At 40.5% G+C, this 17,130-nt stretch carries 14 protein-coding genes; 10 read left to right on the forward strand and 4 right to left on the reverse strand.

Going from position 1 to position 17,130, the window contains the following annotated elements; translation table 11 throughout:
* Positions 1 to 46: 46 nt before the first annotated feature.
* From EHQ49_RS07585 to EHQ49_RS07620, 8 genes are all read left to right on the forward strand, one after another.
* On the forward strand, positions 47 to 2,587 hold the full coding sequence (locus tag EHQ49_RS07585; protein ID WP_135578017.1) for a methyl-accepting chemotaxis protein: 2,541 nt from the start codon (positions 47 to 49) through the stop codon (positions 2,585 to 2,587).
* Between the two features lie 65 nt (positions 2,588 to 2,652).
* On the forward strand, positions 2,653 to 3,642 hold the full coding sequence (locus EHQ49_RS07590) for an ArsR/SmtB family transcription factor (protein ID WP_135578019.1): 990 nt from the start codon (positions 2,653 to 2,655) through the stop codon (positions 3,640 to 3,642).
* Positions 3,626 to 4,945 carry an adenosylhomocysteinase gene (gene ahcY / locus EHQ49_RS07595; RefSeq protein ID WP_135578021.1) on the forward strand — a complete coding sequence of 440 codons (1,320 nt, stop codon included), beginning with the start codon at positions 3,626 to 3,628 and terminating at the stop codon, positions 4,943 to 4,945. The genes EHQ49_RS07590 and ahcY overlap by 17 nt, the downstream gene beginning before the upstream one ends.
* A gap of 48 nt (positions 4,946 to 4,993) precedes the next feature.
* On the forward strand, positions 4,994 to 5,293 hold the full coding sequence (locus EHQ49_RS07600; RefSeq protein WP_135578344.1) for a ferredoxin family protein: 300 nt from the start codon (positions 4,994 to 4,996) through the stop codon (positions 5,291 to 5,293).
* 61 nt (positions 5,294 to 5,354) lie between these two features.
* Positions 5,355 to 9,071: a methionine synthase gene (gene metH / locus EHQ49_RS07605; protein WP_135578023.1), complete on the forward strand. Its 3,717-nt coding sequence runs from the start codon at positions 5,355 to 5,357 to the stop codon at positions 9,069 to 9,071.
* Positions 9,072 to 9,103: 32 nt separating this feature from the next.
* Complete coding sequence (locus tag EHQ49_RS07610; RefSeq protein ID WP_135578025.1) at positions 9,104 to 9,397, forward strand: hypothetical protein; 294 nt, start codon at positions 9,104 to 9,106, stop codon at positions 9,395 to 9,397.
* 31 nt (positions 9,398 to 9,428) lie between these two features.
* The gene (locus EHQ49_RS07615; RefSeq protein ID WP_135578027.1) at positions 9,429 to 10,439 is read left to right on the forward strand and encodes a hypothetical protein; all 1,011 of its coding nucleotides are present in this window, start codon (positions 9,429 to 9,431) and stop codon (positions 10,437 to 10,439) included.
* Positions 10,440 to 10,443: 4 nt separating this feature from the next.
* Positions 10,444 to 10,833: a hypothetical protein gene (locus EHQ49_RS07620; RefSeq protein WP_135578029.1), complete on the forward strand. Its 390-nt coding sequence runs from the start codon at positions 10,444 to 10,446 to the stop codon at positions 10,831 to 10,833.
* Here the strand turns inward: EHQ49_RS07620 and EHQ49_RS07625 are convergent.
* Positions 10,826 to 11,650, reverse strand: coding sequence for a hypothetical protein (locus tag EHQ49_RS07625; RefSeq protein ID WP_135578031.1), 825 nt, complete (start codon positions 11,648 to 11,650; stop codon positions 10,826 to 10,828). The genes EHQ49_RS07620 and EHQ49_RS07625 overlap by 8 nt on opposite strands.
* 84 nt (positions 11,651 to 11,734) lie before the next feature.
* Between EHQ49_RS07625 and EHQ49_RS07630 the strand changes: the two genes are divergently transcribed.
* A complete protein-coding gene (locus tag EHQ49_RS07630; RefSeq protein ID WP_135578033.1) occupies positions 11,735 to 13,042 on the forward strand; it encodes an ATP-dependent 6-phosphofructokinase in 1,308 nt (435 codons plus the stop codon).
* A gap of 9 nt (positions 13,043 to 13,051) precedes the next feature.
* On the opposite strand, the gene EHQ49_RS07635 is transcribed toward EHQ49_RS07630, so the two are convergent.
* From EHQ49_RS07635 to argB, 3 genes are read right to left on the reverse strand one after another with little or no spacing between them, the layout of a single operon-like run.
* Positions 13,052 to 13,642 carry a hypothetical protein gene (locus EHQ49_RS07635; protein WP_135578035.1) on the reverse strand — a complete coding sequence of 197 codons (591 nt, stop codon included), beginning with the start codon at positions 13,640 to 13,642 and terminating at the stop codon, positions 13,052 to 13,054.
* Positions 13,643 to 13,657: 15 nt separating this feature from the next.
* Positions 13,658 to 15,403 carry a SpoIIE family protein phosphatase gene (locus EHQ49_RS07640; RefSeq protein WP_135578037.1) on the reverse strand — a complete coding sequence of 582 codons (1,746 nt, stop codon included), beginning with the start codon at positions 15,401 to 15,403 and terminating at the stop codon, positions 13,658 to 13,660.
* Between the two features lie 6 nt (positions 15,404 to 15,409).
* Positions 15,410 to 16,288 carry an acetylglutamate kinase gene (argB, locus tag EHQ49_RS07645; RefSeq protein WP_135578039.1) on the reverse strand — a complete coding sequence of 293 codons (879 nt, stop codon included), beginning with the start codon at positions 16,286 to 16,288 and terminating at the stop codon, positions 15,410 to 15,412.
* A 20-nt stretch (positions 16,289 to 16,308) separates the two neighbouring features.
* On the opposite strand from argB, the gene EHQ49_RS07650 reads away from it, so the two are divergent.
* A complete protein-coding gene (locus tag EHQ49_RS07650) occupies positions 16,309 to 17,118 on the forward strand; it encodes a carbon-nitrogen hydrolase family protein (protein ID WP_135578041.1) in 810 nt (269 codons plus the stop codon).
* Positions 17,119 to 17,130: the final 12 nt, after the last annotated feature.

The raw sequence follows: 17,130 nt of genomic DNA on the forward strand, positions 1-17,130 counted from the left end.
CCGTACCGATTGCGGAATTTACCTTTCGTCTTAGGTCTAAGTTTCAATGAAATTATACAAACGCTACGCAAGGGCTTTCACTCTCGCTTCCCAAGTATTCTCCTTGGGAGTCGTGGTTCCTATTGGAATCGCTCTCATTCTTTTTTATGTCGATCTAAGTCCCACTCAAATCAAAACCTTCATTGGTGCAACGATTGCTGCGGGGCTTACTAGTCTCATCCTCCCTGCTTTCATCTTTCCTAAAAAATTAAAGGCCATCCAAGAAGGTCTCGTTGCCCTCGAATCCCAAACAGAAAAAGATCCTAAAACCTATATATCTGTCTGGAACCTAATTGCGAAGATGCCTGTGGTCGGTGCGGTGGTGGGAAGTTGTCAATGGATCATGGCGTTTCCGATTGTCATTGGCCCCATGCTTTATCTTCCTGAAACCAGTAAGTCAGATTCCTTTTATATCGTTTGTGTTTTGATCCTCACCGCTCTTCTGAATATTTTATTTTCGTTTATCCTTTTGGAAAAAGCCTCTCATTTGGTATTGGAAGACGAACTTCTCCAAGCCGAATTAAAAGAACGGATTTCTCCTTATTATAGAAATCTCAGAAGTACAGTCCCCATTATGTTCTCGATTATGGTAATGGTACTTTCTATTTTCCTTTTGATTTATTCATTTAATGTCAATGCTAAGTCCTTAGAAAAAGCCTTTTCGAACCAACTCTATAATTTCAATCAAAGTAACGAAGCCGGAATTCACGTATATTTCGAGTCAGTAGAAACCAATTTAAAAAGTGTAGCTTCTCTACCGGTAGTGAGAACAGCATTAGAAACTAAAAACTACAAACTGGCAGAACCAGCACTGTCCAAAGTTTTGGATGATTCTCAATTACTGTTAGAAAATGCTTATATCGCCTCTTTTGACGAAGGGGTTCCCATTGTTGCTTCGGGCCTTCCTGGAGGTGCAAGTGTTGGTTACAAGTTAGCATCCAATAAGGAAGTTCTTGAGAACATTGATGCGGCAAAAGAAGGAAAAAACCATGTAGGTGTAGCCGTTAAATCGCCGATTAACGGAAGTATTGTGATTATGATTACAAGCCCAGTAAAAAATGCCAATGGGGCTGTGATTGGAATGGTAGGGATGCCTTTTCTTGTGGGAAAAGCAATGGAATCCTTCCTAAAAAATGTGAAAATTGGAACCACTGGATATTCCTTTTTGTTGGACAAACAATCAACAATGGTATATCACCCCAATCCAAAATATTTGATGCATAGTTTTAAAAATTCAGAATTTGAAGAATTGGCTAAAAATGCTGGGGAATCAGATTCTTTTCGTAATCCTTGGGAAGGTTCTACCTTTTTACTCCGTAGGAAGGTAAGCGAAAAATACGGTCTACAATTCTTTTCTACTATTGATTTAAAAGAGATTGAAGTGGAGAGCCTTTCTTCTCTAAGAGGACTAACAATCATTAGTATTGTAGGAGCAATTTTTATTGCCATTGCAATTTATCTATTGTTTACTGCTCGGTTCAAACCAATGAAAACCATTGGGAAAATCCTTCATGATATTGAAGTAGGTGACCTTCGTCACAATGCCAAAATGGAATCTTCTGATGAGTTCGCAAGACTGGCACGCGGTCTCAACGCAACGTTAAAACAAATTTCAGAAGTTGTGGGATCCAACCAAGCATTCTCTGAAGACCTTGCATCTTCCGCAGAACAGATGTCAGCTTCTCTGAATATGTTATCTTCCAATGCACAAACGCAAGCTGCTTCTGCTGAGGAAATATCTGCTTCGATTGAAGAGATTTCTGCGGCAGTCCAAAATGTGGATGCACAAGCGGAAGATCAGTTCCGCAAAGTAGATTTTTTGAAATTAAAGATGGCAGAACTTTCTAGTTTGATCGAAGCAACTGGAAGGCAAGTGGGCAAAGCTTCACAAGACGTAACCCTCATTTCGGAAGAAGCTCGGTCGGGCCAGGTCTCATTGGATTTGATGAGAAATTCTATCACAAAAATCAGTAACAGTTCTGAAGAAATTGGTAGTGTGATTGAAATCATTAATAATATCTCTGAACAAATCAACTTACTGGCATTAAATGCTGCGATTGAAGCGGCAAGGGCCGGAGTGTATGGAAGAGGATTTGCTGTGGTTGCTGACGAAATCGGGAAGTTGGCCGAAAAAACTGCCATCTCTATCGGTGACATTGGGGAACTCATTCAAGCCAATGAAAAGGAAATTGAAAGTGGTCGCGAGAATATCGAAACTACGATTGCCCTCATCCAAAGGATCATCCAGGGTGTGAGTTCCTTCGATGAAATGACGGATACGATTGAGTCGAGCACCAAAGAACAACTCATCATCAACCAAAAAGTAGGGGAAGAGGTGGACAAGGTGAACCAAATCAGCCAGGCCATCCGTCTTTCTATGGAAGAGCAGAAAAATGCGATTGGTGAGGTGGCTCAGGCCATTTTCAGCATCAATGATTTGACCCAAGGGACAGCTGCTGGGCTTGAAGAGATGACAGCAACCTCCAATGGGATCGCCAATTTGGCAGAAACCTTAAAACGTAAGATCAATTTCTTCAAAATCTCCTAAAATCGGAGAAATTTGCTTGCCGGAGTCTACATATCAAGATTTCTTGATATGTAGATATCTTGGATATGGCAACAGAAACCCTTTCCCCAACTAGGCCCTCCGGCCACCTGCTTTCTGCTACGAAAGCCATTTCCGATGAAACGCGGATACGGATCCTCCATATCCTCAGTTTTGGGGCTTTTTCCGTAAATGAAGTGGTGGAGATTTTGGGTATGGGTCAGTCTCGGATCTCCCGCCATTTGAAGATATTAACTGAGGCCGGACTCATTGGCACACGCCGGGAAGGAAGTCTTGTTTATAGTTTTCTTCCGGAAGAAGAAGATACAGCTCTAAAGTTTCCTTTGGAGCTCACAAAATTATTGTTATCTTATAAAGAGGACCTCCCCTCAAGGGAAAGGGACCAAAAGATGGTCCACCAAATTCTCGAGACCAGAGAACGTAAATCAAAGTCTTTCTTTGATACTGTAGCCGAGAGTTGGGAGAAATTACAAGAAGAGACCTTAAATCCCAAACTCTATAGGTCTTGGATTTTACAAGAGTTACCCGCTTGTGAAAATATTTTGGATTTGGGTTGTGGGCCCGGTGGCCTCATTCCTTTTCTTTTGAACAAAGCCAAACATGTGACAGGAGTGGATAACTCTTCTAAAATGATTGAAAGTGCTTCGTCCAATTATGGGAAAAATCCAAGTGTTAGTCTCATTCAAACTCCTATGGAGCATCTACCCTTAGCAGCTAATTCTTGTGATGCGGTAGTTGCTTCTATGGTAATGCACCATATTTCCCACCCACCCACAGTACTCGAAGAGGTAGCTCGGGTTCTGAAACCAGGTGGGGTTTTATGTATTGTTGACTTAGCAAAACACAATGCAGAGTATATGAGGGATAATTTTGCAGACTTGTGGCTTGGATTTGAACCTGAACTATTTGAGTCTTGGTTATCCAATGCAGGTTTTAAAGTCGGATCTATGAATGAGATCCAAACAGAATCTAGTTTTAAAATTTTAACTATCAAAGCAACAAAAGAAGAAGGAGGACAATATGTCCACAGCAACTGAAACAAAATCGGAAAGATTGCCATTTAAAGTGAAGGATATCTCTCTTGCGGAATGGGGAAGAGAAGAGATCATTTTGGCAGAAAAAGAAATGCCGGGCCTTATGGCTCTTCGTAAAGAATTCGGAACTTCTAAACCACTCAAAGGTGCTAGAATTTGTGGATCTCTACACATGACAATCCAAACAGCGGTTCTAATTGAAACCTTGGCTGCATTAGGTGCTGACATTCGTTGGTCCTCTTGTAACATTTTTTCAACACAAGACCATGCGGCAGCTGCCATTGCAAAAGCAGGAATTCCTGTATTTGCTTGGAAAGGTGAAACTGAAGAAGAATACTGGTGGTGTATTGAACAAACATTATTTTTTGACGGCGGAAAAGGACCAAACATGATCCTTGATGACGGTCATGATTTAACTCATTACATTCACGAAAAATACCCACAACTACTTGTAGACATCAAAGGTGTTTCTGAAGAAACAACTACAGGTGTAATTGCACTTCATAAAAAATTGAAAGCGGGAACTCTTAAAATCCCTGCAATCAATGTAAACGATTCAGTAACAAAATCAAAATTTGATAACCTCTACGGTTGCCGTGAATCACTTGCTGATGGAATCAAACGTGCAACTGACGTAATGCTTGCTGGTAAAGTGGCACTTGTTTGTGGATACGGTGATGTGGGAAAAGGTTCTGCTGCTTCACTTCGTAACTTTGGTGCACGTGTGATTGTAACAGAAATCGACCCAATCTGCGCTCTCCAAGCTGTGATGGAAGGTTACCAAGTTCTTCGTGTTGAAGATGTGATTGAAAATGCAGATATCATTGTAACTGCAACTGGAAATGATGATATCATTTCACTTGAAAACATGAAAGCGATGAAAGACGGTGCGATTCTTTGTAACATTGGTCACTTTGATACAGAAATTCAAATGTCTCGTTTGAACGCTGAAAAAGGTGTAATCAAAAAAGAAATCAAACCACAGGTTGATAAATACACTTTCCCTAATGGAAGATCGATCATCGTTCTTGCAGAAGGTCGTTTGGTAAACCTTGGTTGTGCTACTGGTCACCCATCTTTTGTAATGTCTAGTTCATTCACTAACCAAGTTTTGGCTCAAATTGAACTTTACACAACTAAATATGAGTTAGGTGTTTACCGCCTTCCAAAACATTTAGATGAGAAGGTAGCGGCACTTCACTTAGAGCAGTTAGGAGTTCGTTTGACAAAATTGACTCAAAAACAAGCTGATTATATCAGTGTTCCACTTGAAGGTCCTTACAAACCTGATCACTACCGATACTAAAAAAAATCGCCCTTTTTGGAAAAACCAAAAGGGGCAATGGAGTTTCTCATGGCTTATGTTGTAACTGAAATTTGCGTTGATTGTAAATACACAAGTTGTGCAGCAGTTTGTCCGGTGGAAGCTTTTCATGAAGCTCCGGACACCCTGTATATCGATCCGGACACTTGTATTGATTGTAATGCTTGTCAATATGAATGTCCAATTGATGCAATTTTCCCGGACTATGATGTCCCGGAAAAACACAAACCTTCTATTGAAGTTAATGCGAAAGAAGCAACCAAATTCCCTGTCATAGTCACTACAAAACCACCGCTTAAAGGTGCAAAGTGTTCTGACTCGAGTAAATAAAAGTTTTTTAGGGTATATGGCTTCGGTCGTATACCCTTTTGTTATACATTAATATAATTATATGAAATTTGAATATACCAACCCATCTTCTAAATCCCTTTTAAAACTGATCAACGAGAGGATTCTCGTTTTAGATGGTGCTATGGGTACCATGATACAAAGACATTCTCTGGAAGAAGATGACTTCCGTGGAGATCGTTTTAAGAATTGGCCTTGTTCCATTAAAGGGAATAACGATGTTTTGGCGATCACACGTCCCGATATCATTGAGTCTGTCCACTTGGAATACTTAGAAGCTGGTGCCGATATCATCGAAACCAATACATTTAGTTCAAACATAGTATCCCAGGCCGACTATCAGATGGAATCGGCGGTGAGAGATCTAAACTTAGCGGCTGTCGCTTGTGCCAAAAATGCAGTGGCCAAATACAAAGAAAAAACAGGAAAAACGGATGTGTTCATTGCCGGATCCATTGGGCCGACGGTAAAAACAGCTTCTCTTTCTCCCGATGTCAACAATCCTGCATTTCGTGCTGTCACCTTTGATGAGTTAGTGGATTGTTTTTATGAGCAAGTATCGGCACTTCTAGATGGAGGTGTGGATTTACTTTTACCAGAAACTAACATTGATACTTTGAATCTCAAAGCTTGTATTTACGCGATTGAGAAGGTATTTGAAGAACGCAAAATTCGTATCCCTGTTGTCCTCTCTGTAACCATTACCGATGCCTCTGGTAGAACCCTTTCTGGTCAAACAGGGGAAGCTTTTTATGTTTCCATCAAACACGCTAAGGCACTTGCTGTCGGAATCAATTGTGCGTTAGGTGCGGGGGAGATGCGGCCTTATATTGAGGAACTTTCTCGCGTCGCTGATTGTTACGTATCTTGTTATCCGAATGCTGGTCTTCCCAATGCCTTTGGTGGTTATGATCAAACCCCAGAAGAGTTTGGTGGTTGGATGAAAAACTTTGCCGAAGCAGGGTTTTTAAATATTGTTGGTGGTTGTTGTGGTACAACACCTGACCACATTCGAGCAGCCAAAGAAGCAGTTGCCACAATCGCTCCTCGTGTTTTAAAAGAACAACCTAAACTGAGCACTTTTGCTGGTCTTGAACCTTTGAAACTTACCAAAGACCAAGGGTTTGTCAATGTGGGGGAACGAAACAACGTAACTGGATCTCCTAAATTCAAAAAACTTATCTTAGATGGGAATTTTGAAGAAGCAGTGCAAGTGGCTTTACAACAAGTCCAAGCCGGTGCCAATATCATCGACATCAACTTTGATGAAGCTCTCCTCGATGGCGAAGCATCGATGACTAAGTTCTTAAATTTGATTGCAGGAGAACCAGACATTGCACGAGTTCCGTTTATGGTGGATTCTTCTAAGTGGTCTGTATTACTCGCGGGTTTGAAATGTATTCAAGGAAAACCAATTGTGAACTCCATCTCTCTCAAAGAAGGGGAAGAAGTTTTCCTAAGTCATGCTCGTACCATCCAAAGATTTGGAGCAGCTGCCATTGTGATGGCTTTCGACGAACAGGGACAGGCGGCAACCAAAGAAGACAAAGTTCGAATTTGCAAACGAGCCTATGACCTTCTAGTTGAAAGGTTAGATTTTGATCCAACGGATATTATCTTTGATCCAAACATCCTCACTGTAGGTACGGGAATTGAAGAACATAATAATTATGCTATGGACTTTATTGAAGCCACTCGTGAGATCAAACAAATCTGTCCTGGTGCTAAAGTCTCAGGTGGTCTCAGTAATATTTCTTTTTCGTTTCGCGGAAACAATCCTGTTCGTGAAGCCATGCATTCTGTATTTTTATACCACGCCATCCAAGCGGGAATGGACATGGCCATTGTTAATGCAGGGATGTTAGAAGTTTACGAACAAATTCCTAAAGACTTATTGGAACTTGTGGAAGATGTTCTCCTCAATCGTCGTCCCGATGCCACAGAACGTTTGATTGATGCGGCTGCTAGTTTTCACGGGGAAGCTAAGGTGCAGAAAAAAGACGATGTGTGGAGAAGTGGATCTGTTGAAGAACGACTAACGCACGCTCTAGTCAAAGGAATTGATGAATTTGTAACCCAAGATACGGAAGAAGCTCGCACTAGTTTTGCTAGACCTTTGGAAGTGATTGAAGGGCCACTTATGAATGGAATGAAAGTGGTAGGGGAACTATTTGGTGCCGGAAAGATGTTCCTTCCGCAAGTTGTAAAAAGTGCACGGGTGATGAAAAAAGCAGTGGCCTACTTACTTCCCTTTATGGAAGAAGAAAAACGAAATCAAAAGGACGAAAGTAAACAAGCCAAATTCCTCATTGCAACGGTGAAGGGGGATGTTCACGATATCGGAAAAAATATTGTGGGGGTGGTTCTTGCATGTAACAACTATGAGGTGATTGACCTTGGAGTCATGGTACCTTGTGAAAAGATTTTAGAAACCGCTAAAAAAGAAAACGTATCTGCCATTGGTCTTTCAGGTCTTATCACCCCATCACTTGATGAAATGGTATATGTAGCCAAAGAAATGGAACGACAAGGATTTCAAGTCCCACTCCTCATTGGTGGGGCTACGACATCGCCAGCACATACTGCGGTAAAAATTGCCGAACAGTATTCGAAGCCAGTCCTTCATGTGATGGATGCTTCCCGTGTTGTGAATGTGATGAATAGTGCACTAAATCCACAAACTGCTGTGGATTATGCAAAACAGGTAGTTGAAGAACAATCTAGAATCCGAGAAGAATTTTATTCGAGGGAAAATGAAAGAAACATCCTTCCCATTCAGGATGCAATACAAAACAAATTCCATGCGGATTGGGATTCATATACCCCACCAAAACCAAGTTTTACGGGAGTTCAAAAAATTGAAGATGTACGTTTACAAGACCTACTTCCTTTTATCGATTGGTCTCCTTTCTTTTTGGCTTGGGAATTAAAAGGCCGGTACCCTCAAATCCTAAAAGATCCGGTGATTGGTAAAGAAGCTACTTCGCTTTACAATGATGCACAAATCATTTTAAAGGAAATGTTGGAAAACCCAACTCTCAAACCAAGAGCTGTTGTCGGAATGTTCCCTGCGGTTTCTCATGGGGAAGTGGTAGAAATTTTTGAAGATGATGGAAAAACCAAATCTTTGGGAACATATCCAATGTTACGCCAACAGACGGTCAAAATGACAAATCAACCAAACTACAGTTTGGCGGACTTTATCGCACCAAAAGATAAAAAGAAAAATGACTATATTGGATATTTTGCGGTAACGGCAGGTCATGGCATCGAAGAATTAGCAAGGACCTACGAAGCCAAACAAGATGATTACAATGCTATTTTGGTAAAAGCACTTGCTGACCGATTTGCAGAAGCTTTCGCAGAATACATGCACCATAGAATGCGGGAAGAATGGGGATTTGGAAAAGATGAAAATCTAACTAAAGAAGACCTGATTCGTGAAAAATATCGTGGGATTCGTCCAGCACCTGGGTATCCCGCTTGTCCGGATCATACGGAAAAAAAGAAAATTTGGAAACTTTTGGATGTAGAAAAAAATGCAGGAATCCAACTCACCGAATCCTGTGCGATGTGGCCGGCAAGTAGTGTGAGTGGGTATTATTTCTCACATCCGGAATCTCGTTATTTTGCGATTGGTAAAATCAACGAAGACCAAGTGCAAAATTATTCTAAGGACAAAGAGATGGAAAAAGCAGAAGTGGAACGTTGGTTGTCACCCATTCTGAACTATGATCCATCCCGTAAGTCTAAATCTTAAAGAGTTAGTTTAAGACTAGATAGGGGGATCAGGTGAGTTTCATTCAAAACAATCACAACCATGGATGGAAGTCTGTCACCAAAGGAAAGCTTGGTGATGGATTTTCTTTCCATTCCAAACTTGCGACTTGGTTACAGGATTATACCAATATCCCCAAAGAAACGGAACTGGAAATTTTAGAAGTGAGTTGTGGGGAAACTAGTTGTCCGACAGAAGAAACAATGATTGTTTGGAAAGACCATGAATTTCGAATCTCCCGGAAAAAAGAAATGATTTCTAAAATGGATGTGGATTTATCTTGGAAACGATTTTTGAGTAAAACATAATCTAGAATTTAATTCCTTAAGGTGGCGGTGTATGTTGCGACTCCCGATTGTGTTTTACTTATTAATTATATGTTGCCTTAGTTTCCTGCCAAAATCCTTATCTGCAAAAAACTGTCTTGTTCGCGGAAATAAATCTTTTTGCGAAGGGGATCGTGTTGTTTATCCTTATCCAAAGTCAGAGAGTCAATACTACGGGGTGATTGAAAAGGTAGATCCGGAGATCAGAAACGGGAACCACAAAGGGATTCGTTGGATTCGCCTTGATGATGGATCGATTTTAACGGATGAGATGGGATATCATACTTACTTTCATCTTGCTGATTTACAAGAATGTGCCGTTTTTTCAGGTCAGAAAGTTTGTGTGGGCGAAACAGTTCCTGTAATGGGATATTCCGGGAATGGCGGAAATTTTGGTTTTATGAAGGTCATCGCCATTGCGCCAGAAATGTTTGGAAAAGGTTACGAACTGTACGGCCCAACAAAAGACTGGTATGGAAAAACCGTTTTGATTCAAGCAAGCGAAGTCCCAATTGTTAATGGAATTGTTCCAAAATTTCCTGAACTTCAATTTGGAGATTCTTTCCCAAATGCCTACGGTAAAAAAGAAAAAATAATTCTATTCGATCCGGAAGATAAAAATTATGCATTGGAGTCCGAAGGAACGAATCACTTAGTTTGGTATAAAGAAAATGAATTAAGAATTCGATACAACCAGATCAAAGAATATCCAATTCAGTGGGAAAAGGTCCTTGAAGAAATCACCGATTGTTATACAAATTCATGTGCTAAAGACGTTTTACGTTGGCGGGCGAATTTGTATTTATCTTCAGAATGCGAAAATAAGGTTTTTGGTTATAAAAAATCTTCTACTCGGGACACTACTTTTGAAATAGAGGATTTTGAATCTAGTTTTGAGTTTCTTAAATATGTTGGTTCTCATCATATGGGCGGAGATATGTTCTGGCCCATTCCTCGGAAAAAAACCAAAGCATTCGTGAAAGCAAAAACAATCTGTGTTTCAACAGAGACTAAGGAAAAATAAATTTATGAATGCTCAAATTCAGTTTTTAAAAAACAATCCTAAATATATTTTTTTAATGGATGGTCTTGGTGCCATACTTTCGGGAGTTTTGTTATCTCTCGTTTTACCTATGTTTGTGGATTCACTCGGGATGCCAATAAATACCCTTTATACTCTCGCAATTCTTCCCTTTATCTATGCCGTTTACTCTTTGTTATGTTATTTTTTAAATCCGTTCCAGTGGAAGTTTTATCTACGTGTGATTGCGACCGCAAACTTTTTGTATTGTGTGTTCACAATGGTATATCTGGTTTTGAACTTAGAACAAACCACAGTGATTTGTGAAATTTATTTTGTTTTGGAAATGATTGTGGTGGTTAGTTTGGCTAGTTTCGAGTGGAAACTAACTAGTTAGAATGTGACGTTGGGGCCACAGGCATATAATACTTAAGACCTAGGTTCCCTTGGATCTCAGGTGCCCAAAGTTCATCCAAAGTACGACCTGCTTCCCTTGCGTTGATCGGAACACGAACCATACCTTCAAAAGTTAAGTTACTATTTGAAATACTGATACCGGGTGTTACGTAAATCTGTCTACCAACGAAGTTGGTTCTCGAAGGTTCTTGGGCCCGGATGGAAGAGTTGAATCTATTGGCATACTCAGAAGAATCAAATCTATGTAGTTCGGAGAGTTGTAAAAATAATTCCCAACGAGAGTTTTTGATAAAGGAAAATAGATTTCGATTGAGTCTGTACTTGATTCGTACTTTAGACTCCGCAACATCTACATAACCGGAACCACCTTGGTTCATCGACATACCCATACTGAGTCCTAAATCAAAGGTAAATCCATTGCGATAATACACGTATGTAACATTGGGTTGGTAAGAAAGCATAGCCGAATTCATTCTTTCCGGCCTAACATCAAAGTTACCTTCTGGATTGCGGTATGGGTTCGTTGTGGAAAAAGGAATGACGGAAGAAAAAATTTGAATCCCAGCAATTGGATCATCCGATTTGGGAAGTTTGCCGTCATAACCGAGTTCCAGTTCCTTAGGAAATCGAAATGGGATGAGGATCGCCAAATTACCGTTATGTGTTCCGCCGACTTGGAATAAAGAGGCTCGTGGGTCTGAAAAGGAATAACTGGAGAAGAAGGGTAGACCTTGTGCCAAAAGACTGTAACTCGCGATCGAAGCGAGGATGGTAAGTAATACTGTCTTTTTAAGCATCTAAAAGCATTTCTGCCTGTTTTTCCTTAGTTTGGCAATGAAATTTGCTTTCTTCTCTCTCTTTTTTTGTTATAAGTTTGATCAATGAATGAAAACGATACCAAGGTTGAACAATTTGGTCCCTGCACCATTCCAAACCCAGCTGGGTATGACTATTGGACGGAAGACAACTCCGTCGTTCTATTCCAAACGATATTTTCCGGCCCTGCCGACGCTAAAAAAACCATAGAAACCAGTCCTGTATTCTTTGAACAAGCTGGCCCCAAAGAAAACATTTACTTCCGTCCAGAGGAAGTCACGGCAGGCATTGTCACTTGTGGGGGACTCTGCCCTGGAATCAATGATGTCATTCGTGCTCTTGTGATGGAGCTCCATTACCGGTACAAAGTGCCCCGTATTTTAGGTTTTCCTTTTGGTTATGAAGGCCTTGTGAAAAAATTTGGACATAGGCCCGTGGAACTCACTCCAGATAAGGTTGCCCATATCATGAACTTCGGTGGTTCCATTCTTGGATCATCGCGAGGGAACCAAAATATTGGAGATATGGTGGATACATTATTTCTCTATGGGGTGAAGATGTTGTTTTGTATTGGCGGAGACGGGACCTTACGTGGGGCCCAGGCCATTCAAGAAGAAGTAAGAAAACGCAAAGAAGACATCGCCATTGTAGGAATTCCCAAAACCATTGATAACGATATCAACTATGTCCAAAAAACCTTTGGATTCTCGACTGCTTTTAGTAAGGCGGTAGAAGCTGTTAATTGTGCTCATGAAGAAGCGAAAGGGGCTCCCAGTGGAGTCGGACTTGTGAAACTTATGGGTCGTCATTCTGGTTTCATTGCTGTAAATTCGGCTCTCGCATCTAAAAATGTAAATTTTGTCCTCATTCCAGAACTTGATTTTGATTTAGAAGGAGAAGGTGCTTTTTTAACCGTTTTGAAAGAACGGGTGCAAAAACGTGGTCATGCCGTTGTGATTTTGGCAGAAGGGGCAGGGCAGAAGTTTTTTGAAGACAAAGGAGAAAAAGACCAGTCGGGTAACAAGAAGTTGGCGGACATTGGGATTTTTATCAAAGATAAAATCACCGATTACTTCAAAAAAGAAGGTGTGACTCTAAATCTAAAATACATCGATCCCAGTTATATCATTCGTTCTGTTCCTGCCAATGCCGAAGATTCCGTATTCTGTGGATTTCTAGCACAAAATGCAGTCCATGCTGCTTTTGCCGGTAGGACAGGTTGTGTGGTAGGGATTTGGAACAACGTGTTTACGGTGATGCCAATTTCCCTTGCGATTGCGGAGAGAAAGGTATTACGTCCGGAGAGGAGTACTCTTTGGCGGGCACTCCTTGCCTCGACAGGCCAACCCAATTCAATGAAAGCGAAAGGCTGATCTTTAGGATCAGCTATTTTCTACTTTTTTCTGGAACTTGAGGATATTGTCTCGGATTTCTTCTTCTTTTTGGTGGAGTTCTTTTAAAAACTCAGTGTCCAAAATCATTTCCGGTTTTTTGATGAATTTACTTTCATCATAGTTATCAATTTCATATAACAGATCTTCAATGTTGGACTCTACTTTGACCAAACTTTGAATGGATTCCACTACCTTTTTATTTACAAATAGGATTTCTTTAAATCGTAAAATGTAATGTTGGAATCTGTTTTCGCGGATCATGGCTTGGCGTTGCATTTCACGCACCACTTCGCGTTCTTTTAAAACTTCTTTTTTTTCCACAAGGATTTGATTTTTAAAAATACGAATTAGATTTTCTGTTTCTAATTTATAATTTTCAAAACTGCTGTTGTGATTGTTTTGTAAGTCTTCCATTTGTTTGCGAAATTCTTTTTCTCGCAAACGATCTTGTTCTTTTCGAAGTTTGTCAGATGTTTGTAGCGCGTTTTTAACACGTGTTTCGATGACAGCATCTAACATGGCTTTGTGCAGTTTGTCCAATCGAAAGAACACTGCTATGGCATATAGAATGCGTTTCATAAAAACTCCTTATTATTAGTTTAGACGAATAATAAAGAGAGAAAGGTCATCATGAGGTTCCGCTTCTCCCACAAATTCACTGACTTTTTGTAAAATTGCCTGCCTGATCACTTCTGGAGGATCGTTGATATGAGATAAGATTACAGACTCTAATCTTTCTTCCGAAAAAAGTTCCTCTTTCATATTCATGGCTTCTGTCACACCATCGGTGTAAAGTACCAATAAATCACCTGGTAAATAACTCACAGTATGTTCGGAGAACTCACAATTTCCGATACCCATCGGTTGGCCTTTCCCTGAAAGGTGTTGGATTTTATGGTGTTTTTTACGATAGATGATTTGTAAATTATGACCTGCAGAAGAATACATTAATTCTTTTTTAGTCATATTGATTCGTACAAGCATCGCCGTCACAAACATAAGGAATCCAGATTTGTCTTGTAAAACATTGTTGGCGTTGAAGAGAGCTTCACTTGTGGATGTGGTTTTTGAAACTTCTTGTTGCAAGACCGTTTTCGAAAATTCCATAAAAAGTGCGGCTGGAGTTCCTTTCCCTGACACATCGGCAATGATCACTGAAACTTCATCTTTTCCGTGAACCACCATATCATAAAAGTCTCCCCCAATTTCTCGTGAGGCTTGGTAGTAGGTATCAAATTCTAATAGTGAATATTGTTTTGGGATGATGGGGAGTGAATGTTTTTGAATCATCGCCGCCACTTGCATGTCGCGGTCTATGTTTTTCAAACGTTCACTTTGTATCTTTACTTGTAAGGCAGTGTAGGCTTCTCCAACTTGGTTGGTAAGTGTTCGTAAAATCCGAATGTCCATTTCATCGAACCTTGTTCGAGATGTTTTATCGGAAACCACTAGAGAACCTAACCATTCTTTGTTTTTCAGAATGGGGAAAAGAATCATACTATGTTGGAATAGACCTTTGTGAGTGAGTTGAATCCCTTGAGGTGAGTTTGCGGTTATGATTTTATACCCTTTGAACATCCAATCAGATTTATCAGCAAATAATAAAACTTCTACATCTTCGTCGTGGATTTGGTCAGAAAACCCTTTGGATTTCGTTCGAGGTAAACCTTTTTTTTCAATCTTTTCAAAATGAAGTGAAACTCGATCTACCTGTAAAACTTCGGAAATGGTTTTGACTGCTAGGTCCATAAATTCATCCGAACTTTGGATATTGGCAAGTGCTTGGGAAATTTGAAACAAACCATTCAGTTCGTTTGCACGTAGATTGAGGCTATCAATGAGAAGACGATTTTTTACAGCAATGGCCGCAAGGTTAGAAAGGTACTTTAGGATTTTGATATCGTTGTTATTAAATTCTCGATTGTCGAGAGAGTTCACAGCCTCGAGTACACCTTGTACTTCCCCTTGGGCGATCATGGGAACACAGAGTAGGTTTCTTGTGACATAGCCAACTTTTTGGTCGATCGCTTTGAAGATCCTGGGATCGTTTGCAGCATCGTTGACAATTTCTGGTTTGAGGGTTTCGAGTACCATTCCCGCAATCCCTTTTCCCCTGGGGACTGTTAGGTGGGCAAGCGATTCTTCTTTTAAACCGCTGGTTGTATTAAAAACTAACTGATCATTTTCTTTATCGTAAAGGAGCAGGGAAGAACCTTCAGTTTGTAAAACATCCCGAGTAATCCCCATAATTTCACTTAAGAGTGTATCCAAATCTTCATGAGAATTGATCCGGCTGGTAATGTCTGAAATCAGACCTAATGTCAGTAATTTAGTAGGCATCCGAATCTATCCTTGTTCGATCAAACTTCCAATCCCTTGGTTGGTTAAAATTTCAATTAAGACGGAATGAGCAACTCGTCCGTCGATGATGTGGGCTCTTTTGACACCGGAGTCAATGGCTCTCAAACAACATTCTACTTTTGGTATCATGCCACCGGAGATCTGTCCAGTTTTTATATACCCGTGAATGTCTGCTTTTTTGAGACCTGTTACCAATTGCCCATCAATTAGGATGCCGGGGGTGTCAGTGAGTAAAATCAGTTTATCCGCATGCAGGGCTTCGGCAATGGCTCCAGCCATAGTGTCTGCATTGATATTTAAAGTTTGTCCTTCTTTGGACATGGCAACAGGTGAGATGATGGGGATAAAACCTTCACGTTGTAAGGTGAGTAAAATATTGGGATCTACTTCCGTCACTTCTCCCACAAGGCCTAAGTCTACCTTTTGCACCTTACCATCTTCGGCTTCCACTTCCATTAGGTATTTTTCTGCGATGGCAAGCCCACCATCTTTGCCCGATAGACCCACTGGTTTCCCCCCTTTTTCTTGGATGAGAGAAACAATTTGTTTGTTCACTTTTCCAGTGAGAACCATTTCCACCACTTCCATTGTGGGTTCATCGGTGACCCTGTGCCCGCGAATGAACTGAGTATTCAGGTTGAGAGACTTGATAAGAGCATTGATTTCAGGTCCACCACCGTGAACCACAACAGGATTGATCCCTAAATATTTGAGGAGTACAATATCTTCAGCAAAAGATGCTTTTAATTCTTCTTCCACCATGGCAGCCCCGCCATATTTGATGACAATGGTTTTCCCGGAATATTTGATCAAATAGGGAAGAGCTTCCAAGATATGATTGATTTTTTCAGAATGGTGGTTCATAAAAGTCCTCATTTATGATAATGAAATTTAAAGCCGCCGCAGTGCAAGTCACAAGTACAGCAAGAGTCTCAAATAACCTAACTAAGTGTAGGCAACTTGTGGAAGAGGCGGCAAGTGCCGGTGCCAAAGTCATTGGACTTCCTGAAAACTTTTCTTTTATGGGAACAGAATCCGAGAAAAAAAATCTCCTTGGTCAAATTGAAGAAGAAACAAACGCTTTTTTACAAGAAACGTCAAAAGATCTGGGAATCTTTCTACTCGGCGGAGGTTTTCCAACCAAGGCACCTACAGGAAAGGTTTATAACACAGCTGTCATTACAAATCCAGAAGGAAAGGAAATCTTTCGTTATCATAAGGCTCATTTATTCAATGCAGTGGTTGGTGACGGATTCAATTATAGTGAGTCCAACTCTACAGAAAGTGGGGGCAAAGTTCCCGATGTCATTCAAACCGAATACGGTAAAATTTCTTCTGCAATTTGTTACGATATCCGGTTTCCAGAACTCTTTCGTAGCCTTTCCGAGAAAGGAGTGGAACTTTGTTTTTTACCGGCAGCTTTCACGGTTCCTACAGGGGAGGCACATTGGCATGTGCTTCTTCGTGCTCGTGCGATCGAAAATTTTATGTATGTTTTAGCACCCGGACAAACCGGAACTCACGACCCACATGGGAATCGTAAAACCTTCGGACATTCACTCATCATTTCGCCTTGGGGAGAAATTTTAGATGAGATAGACAAAGAAGAAGGTTTCGCTATTGCTGATATCGACTTACAAAAGTTAAACGAAATTCGAAACCAATTACCAAGCTTAAACCATCGTTTGTTCTAGAAATGATGATCT

This window comes from Leptospira perdikensis (assembly GCF_004769575.1).
GTDB classification, from domain to species: Bacteria; Spirochaetota; Leptospiria; order Leptospirales; family Leptospiraceae; genus Leptospira_A; species Leptospira_A perdikensis.

Bases quoted from the DNA above. Each gene is read 5' to 3' on its own strand.
- EHQ49_RS07640 (WP_135578037.1), bottom strand. From the start codon at position 15,403: ATGCCTACTAAATTACTGACATTAGGTCTGATTTCAGACATTACCAGC.
- EHQ49_RS07600 (WP_135578344.1), top strand. From the start codon at position 4,994: ATGGCTTATGTTGTAACTGAAATTTGCGTTGATTGTAAATACACAAGT.
- EHQ49_RS07630 (WP_135578033.1), top strand. From the start codon at position 11,735: ATGAATGAAAACGATACCAAGGTTGAACAATTTGGTCCCTGCACCATT.
- argB (WP_135578039.1), bottom strand. From the start codon at position 16,288: ATGAACCACCATTCTGAAAAAATCAATCATATCTTGGAAGCTCTTCCC.
- EHQ49_RS07585 (WP_135578017.1), top strand. From the start codon at position 47: ATGAAATTATACAAACGCTACGCAAGGGCTTTCACTCTCGCTTCCCAA.
- EHQ49_RS07615 (WP_135578027.1), top strand. From the start codon at position 9,429: ATGTTGCGACTCCCGATTGTGTTTTACTTATTAATTATATGTTGCCTT.
- EHQ49_RS07635 (WP_135578035.1), bottom strand. From the start codon at position 13,642: ATGAAACGCATTCTATATGCCATAGCAGTGTTCTTTCGATTGGACAAA.
- ahcY (WP_135578021.1), top strand. From the start codon at position 3,626: ATGTCCACAGCAACTGAAACAAAATCGGAAAGATTGCCATTTAAAGTG.
- EHQ49_RS07625 (WP_135578031.1), bottom strand. From the start codon at position 11,650: ATGCTTAAAAAGACAGTATTACTTACCATCCTCGCTTCGATCGCGAGT.
- EHQ49_RS07650 (WP_135578041.1), top strand. From the start codon at position 16,309: ATGAAATTTAAAGCCGCCGCAGTGCAAGTCACAAGTACAGCAAGAGTC.
- EHQ49_RS07620 (WP_135578029.1), top strand. From the start codon at position 10,444: ATGAATGCTCAAATTCAGTTTTTAAAAAACAATCCTAAATATATTTTT.
- metH (WP_135578023.1), top strand. From the start codon at position 5,355: ATGAAATTTGAATATACCAACCCATCTTCTAAATCCCTTTTAAAACTG.
- EHQ49_RS07590 (WP_135578019.1), top strand. From the start codon at position 2,653: ATGGCAACAGAAACCCTTTCCCCAACTAGGCCCTCCGGCCACCTGCTT.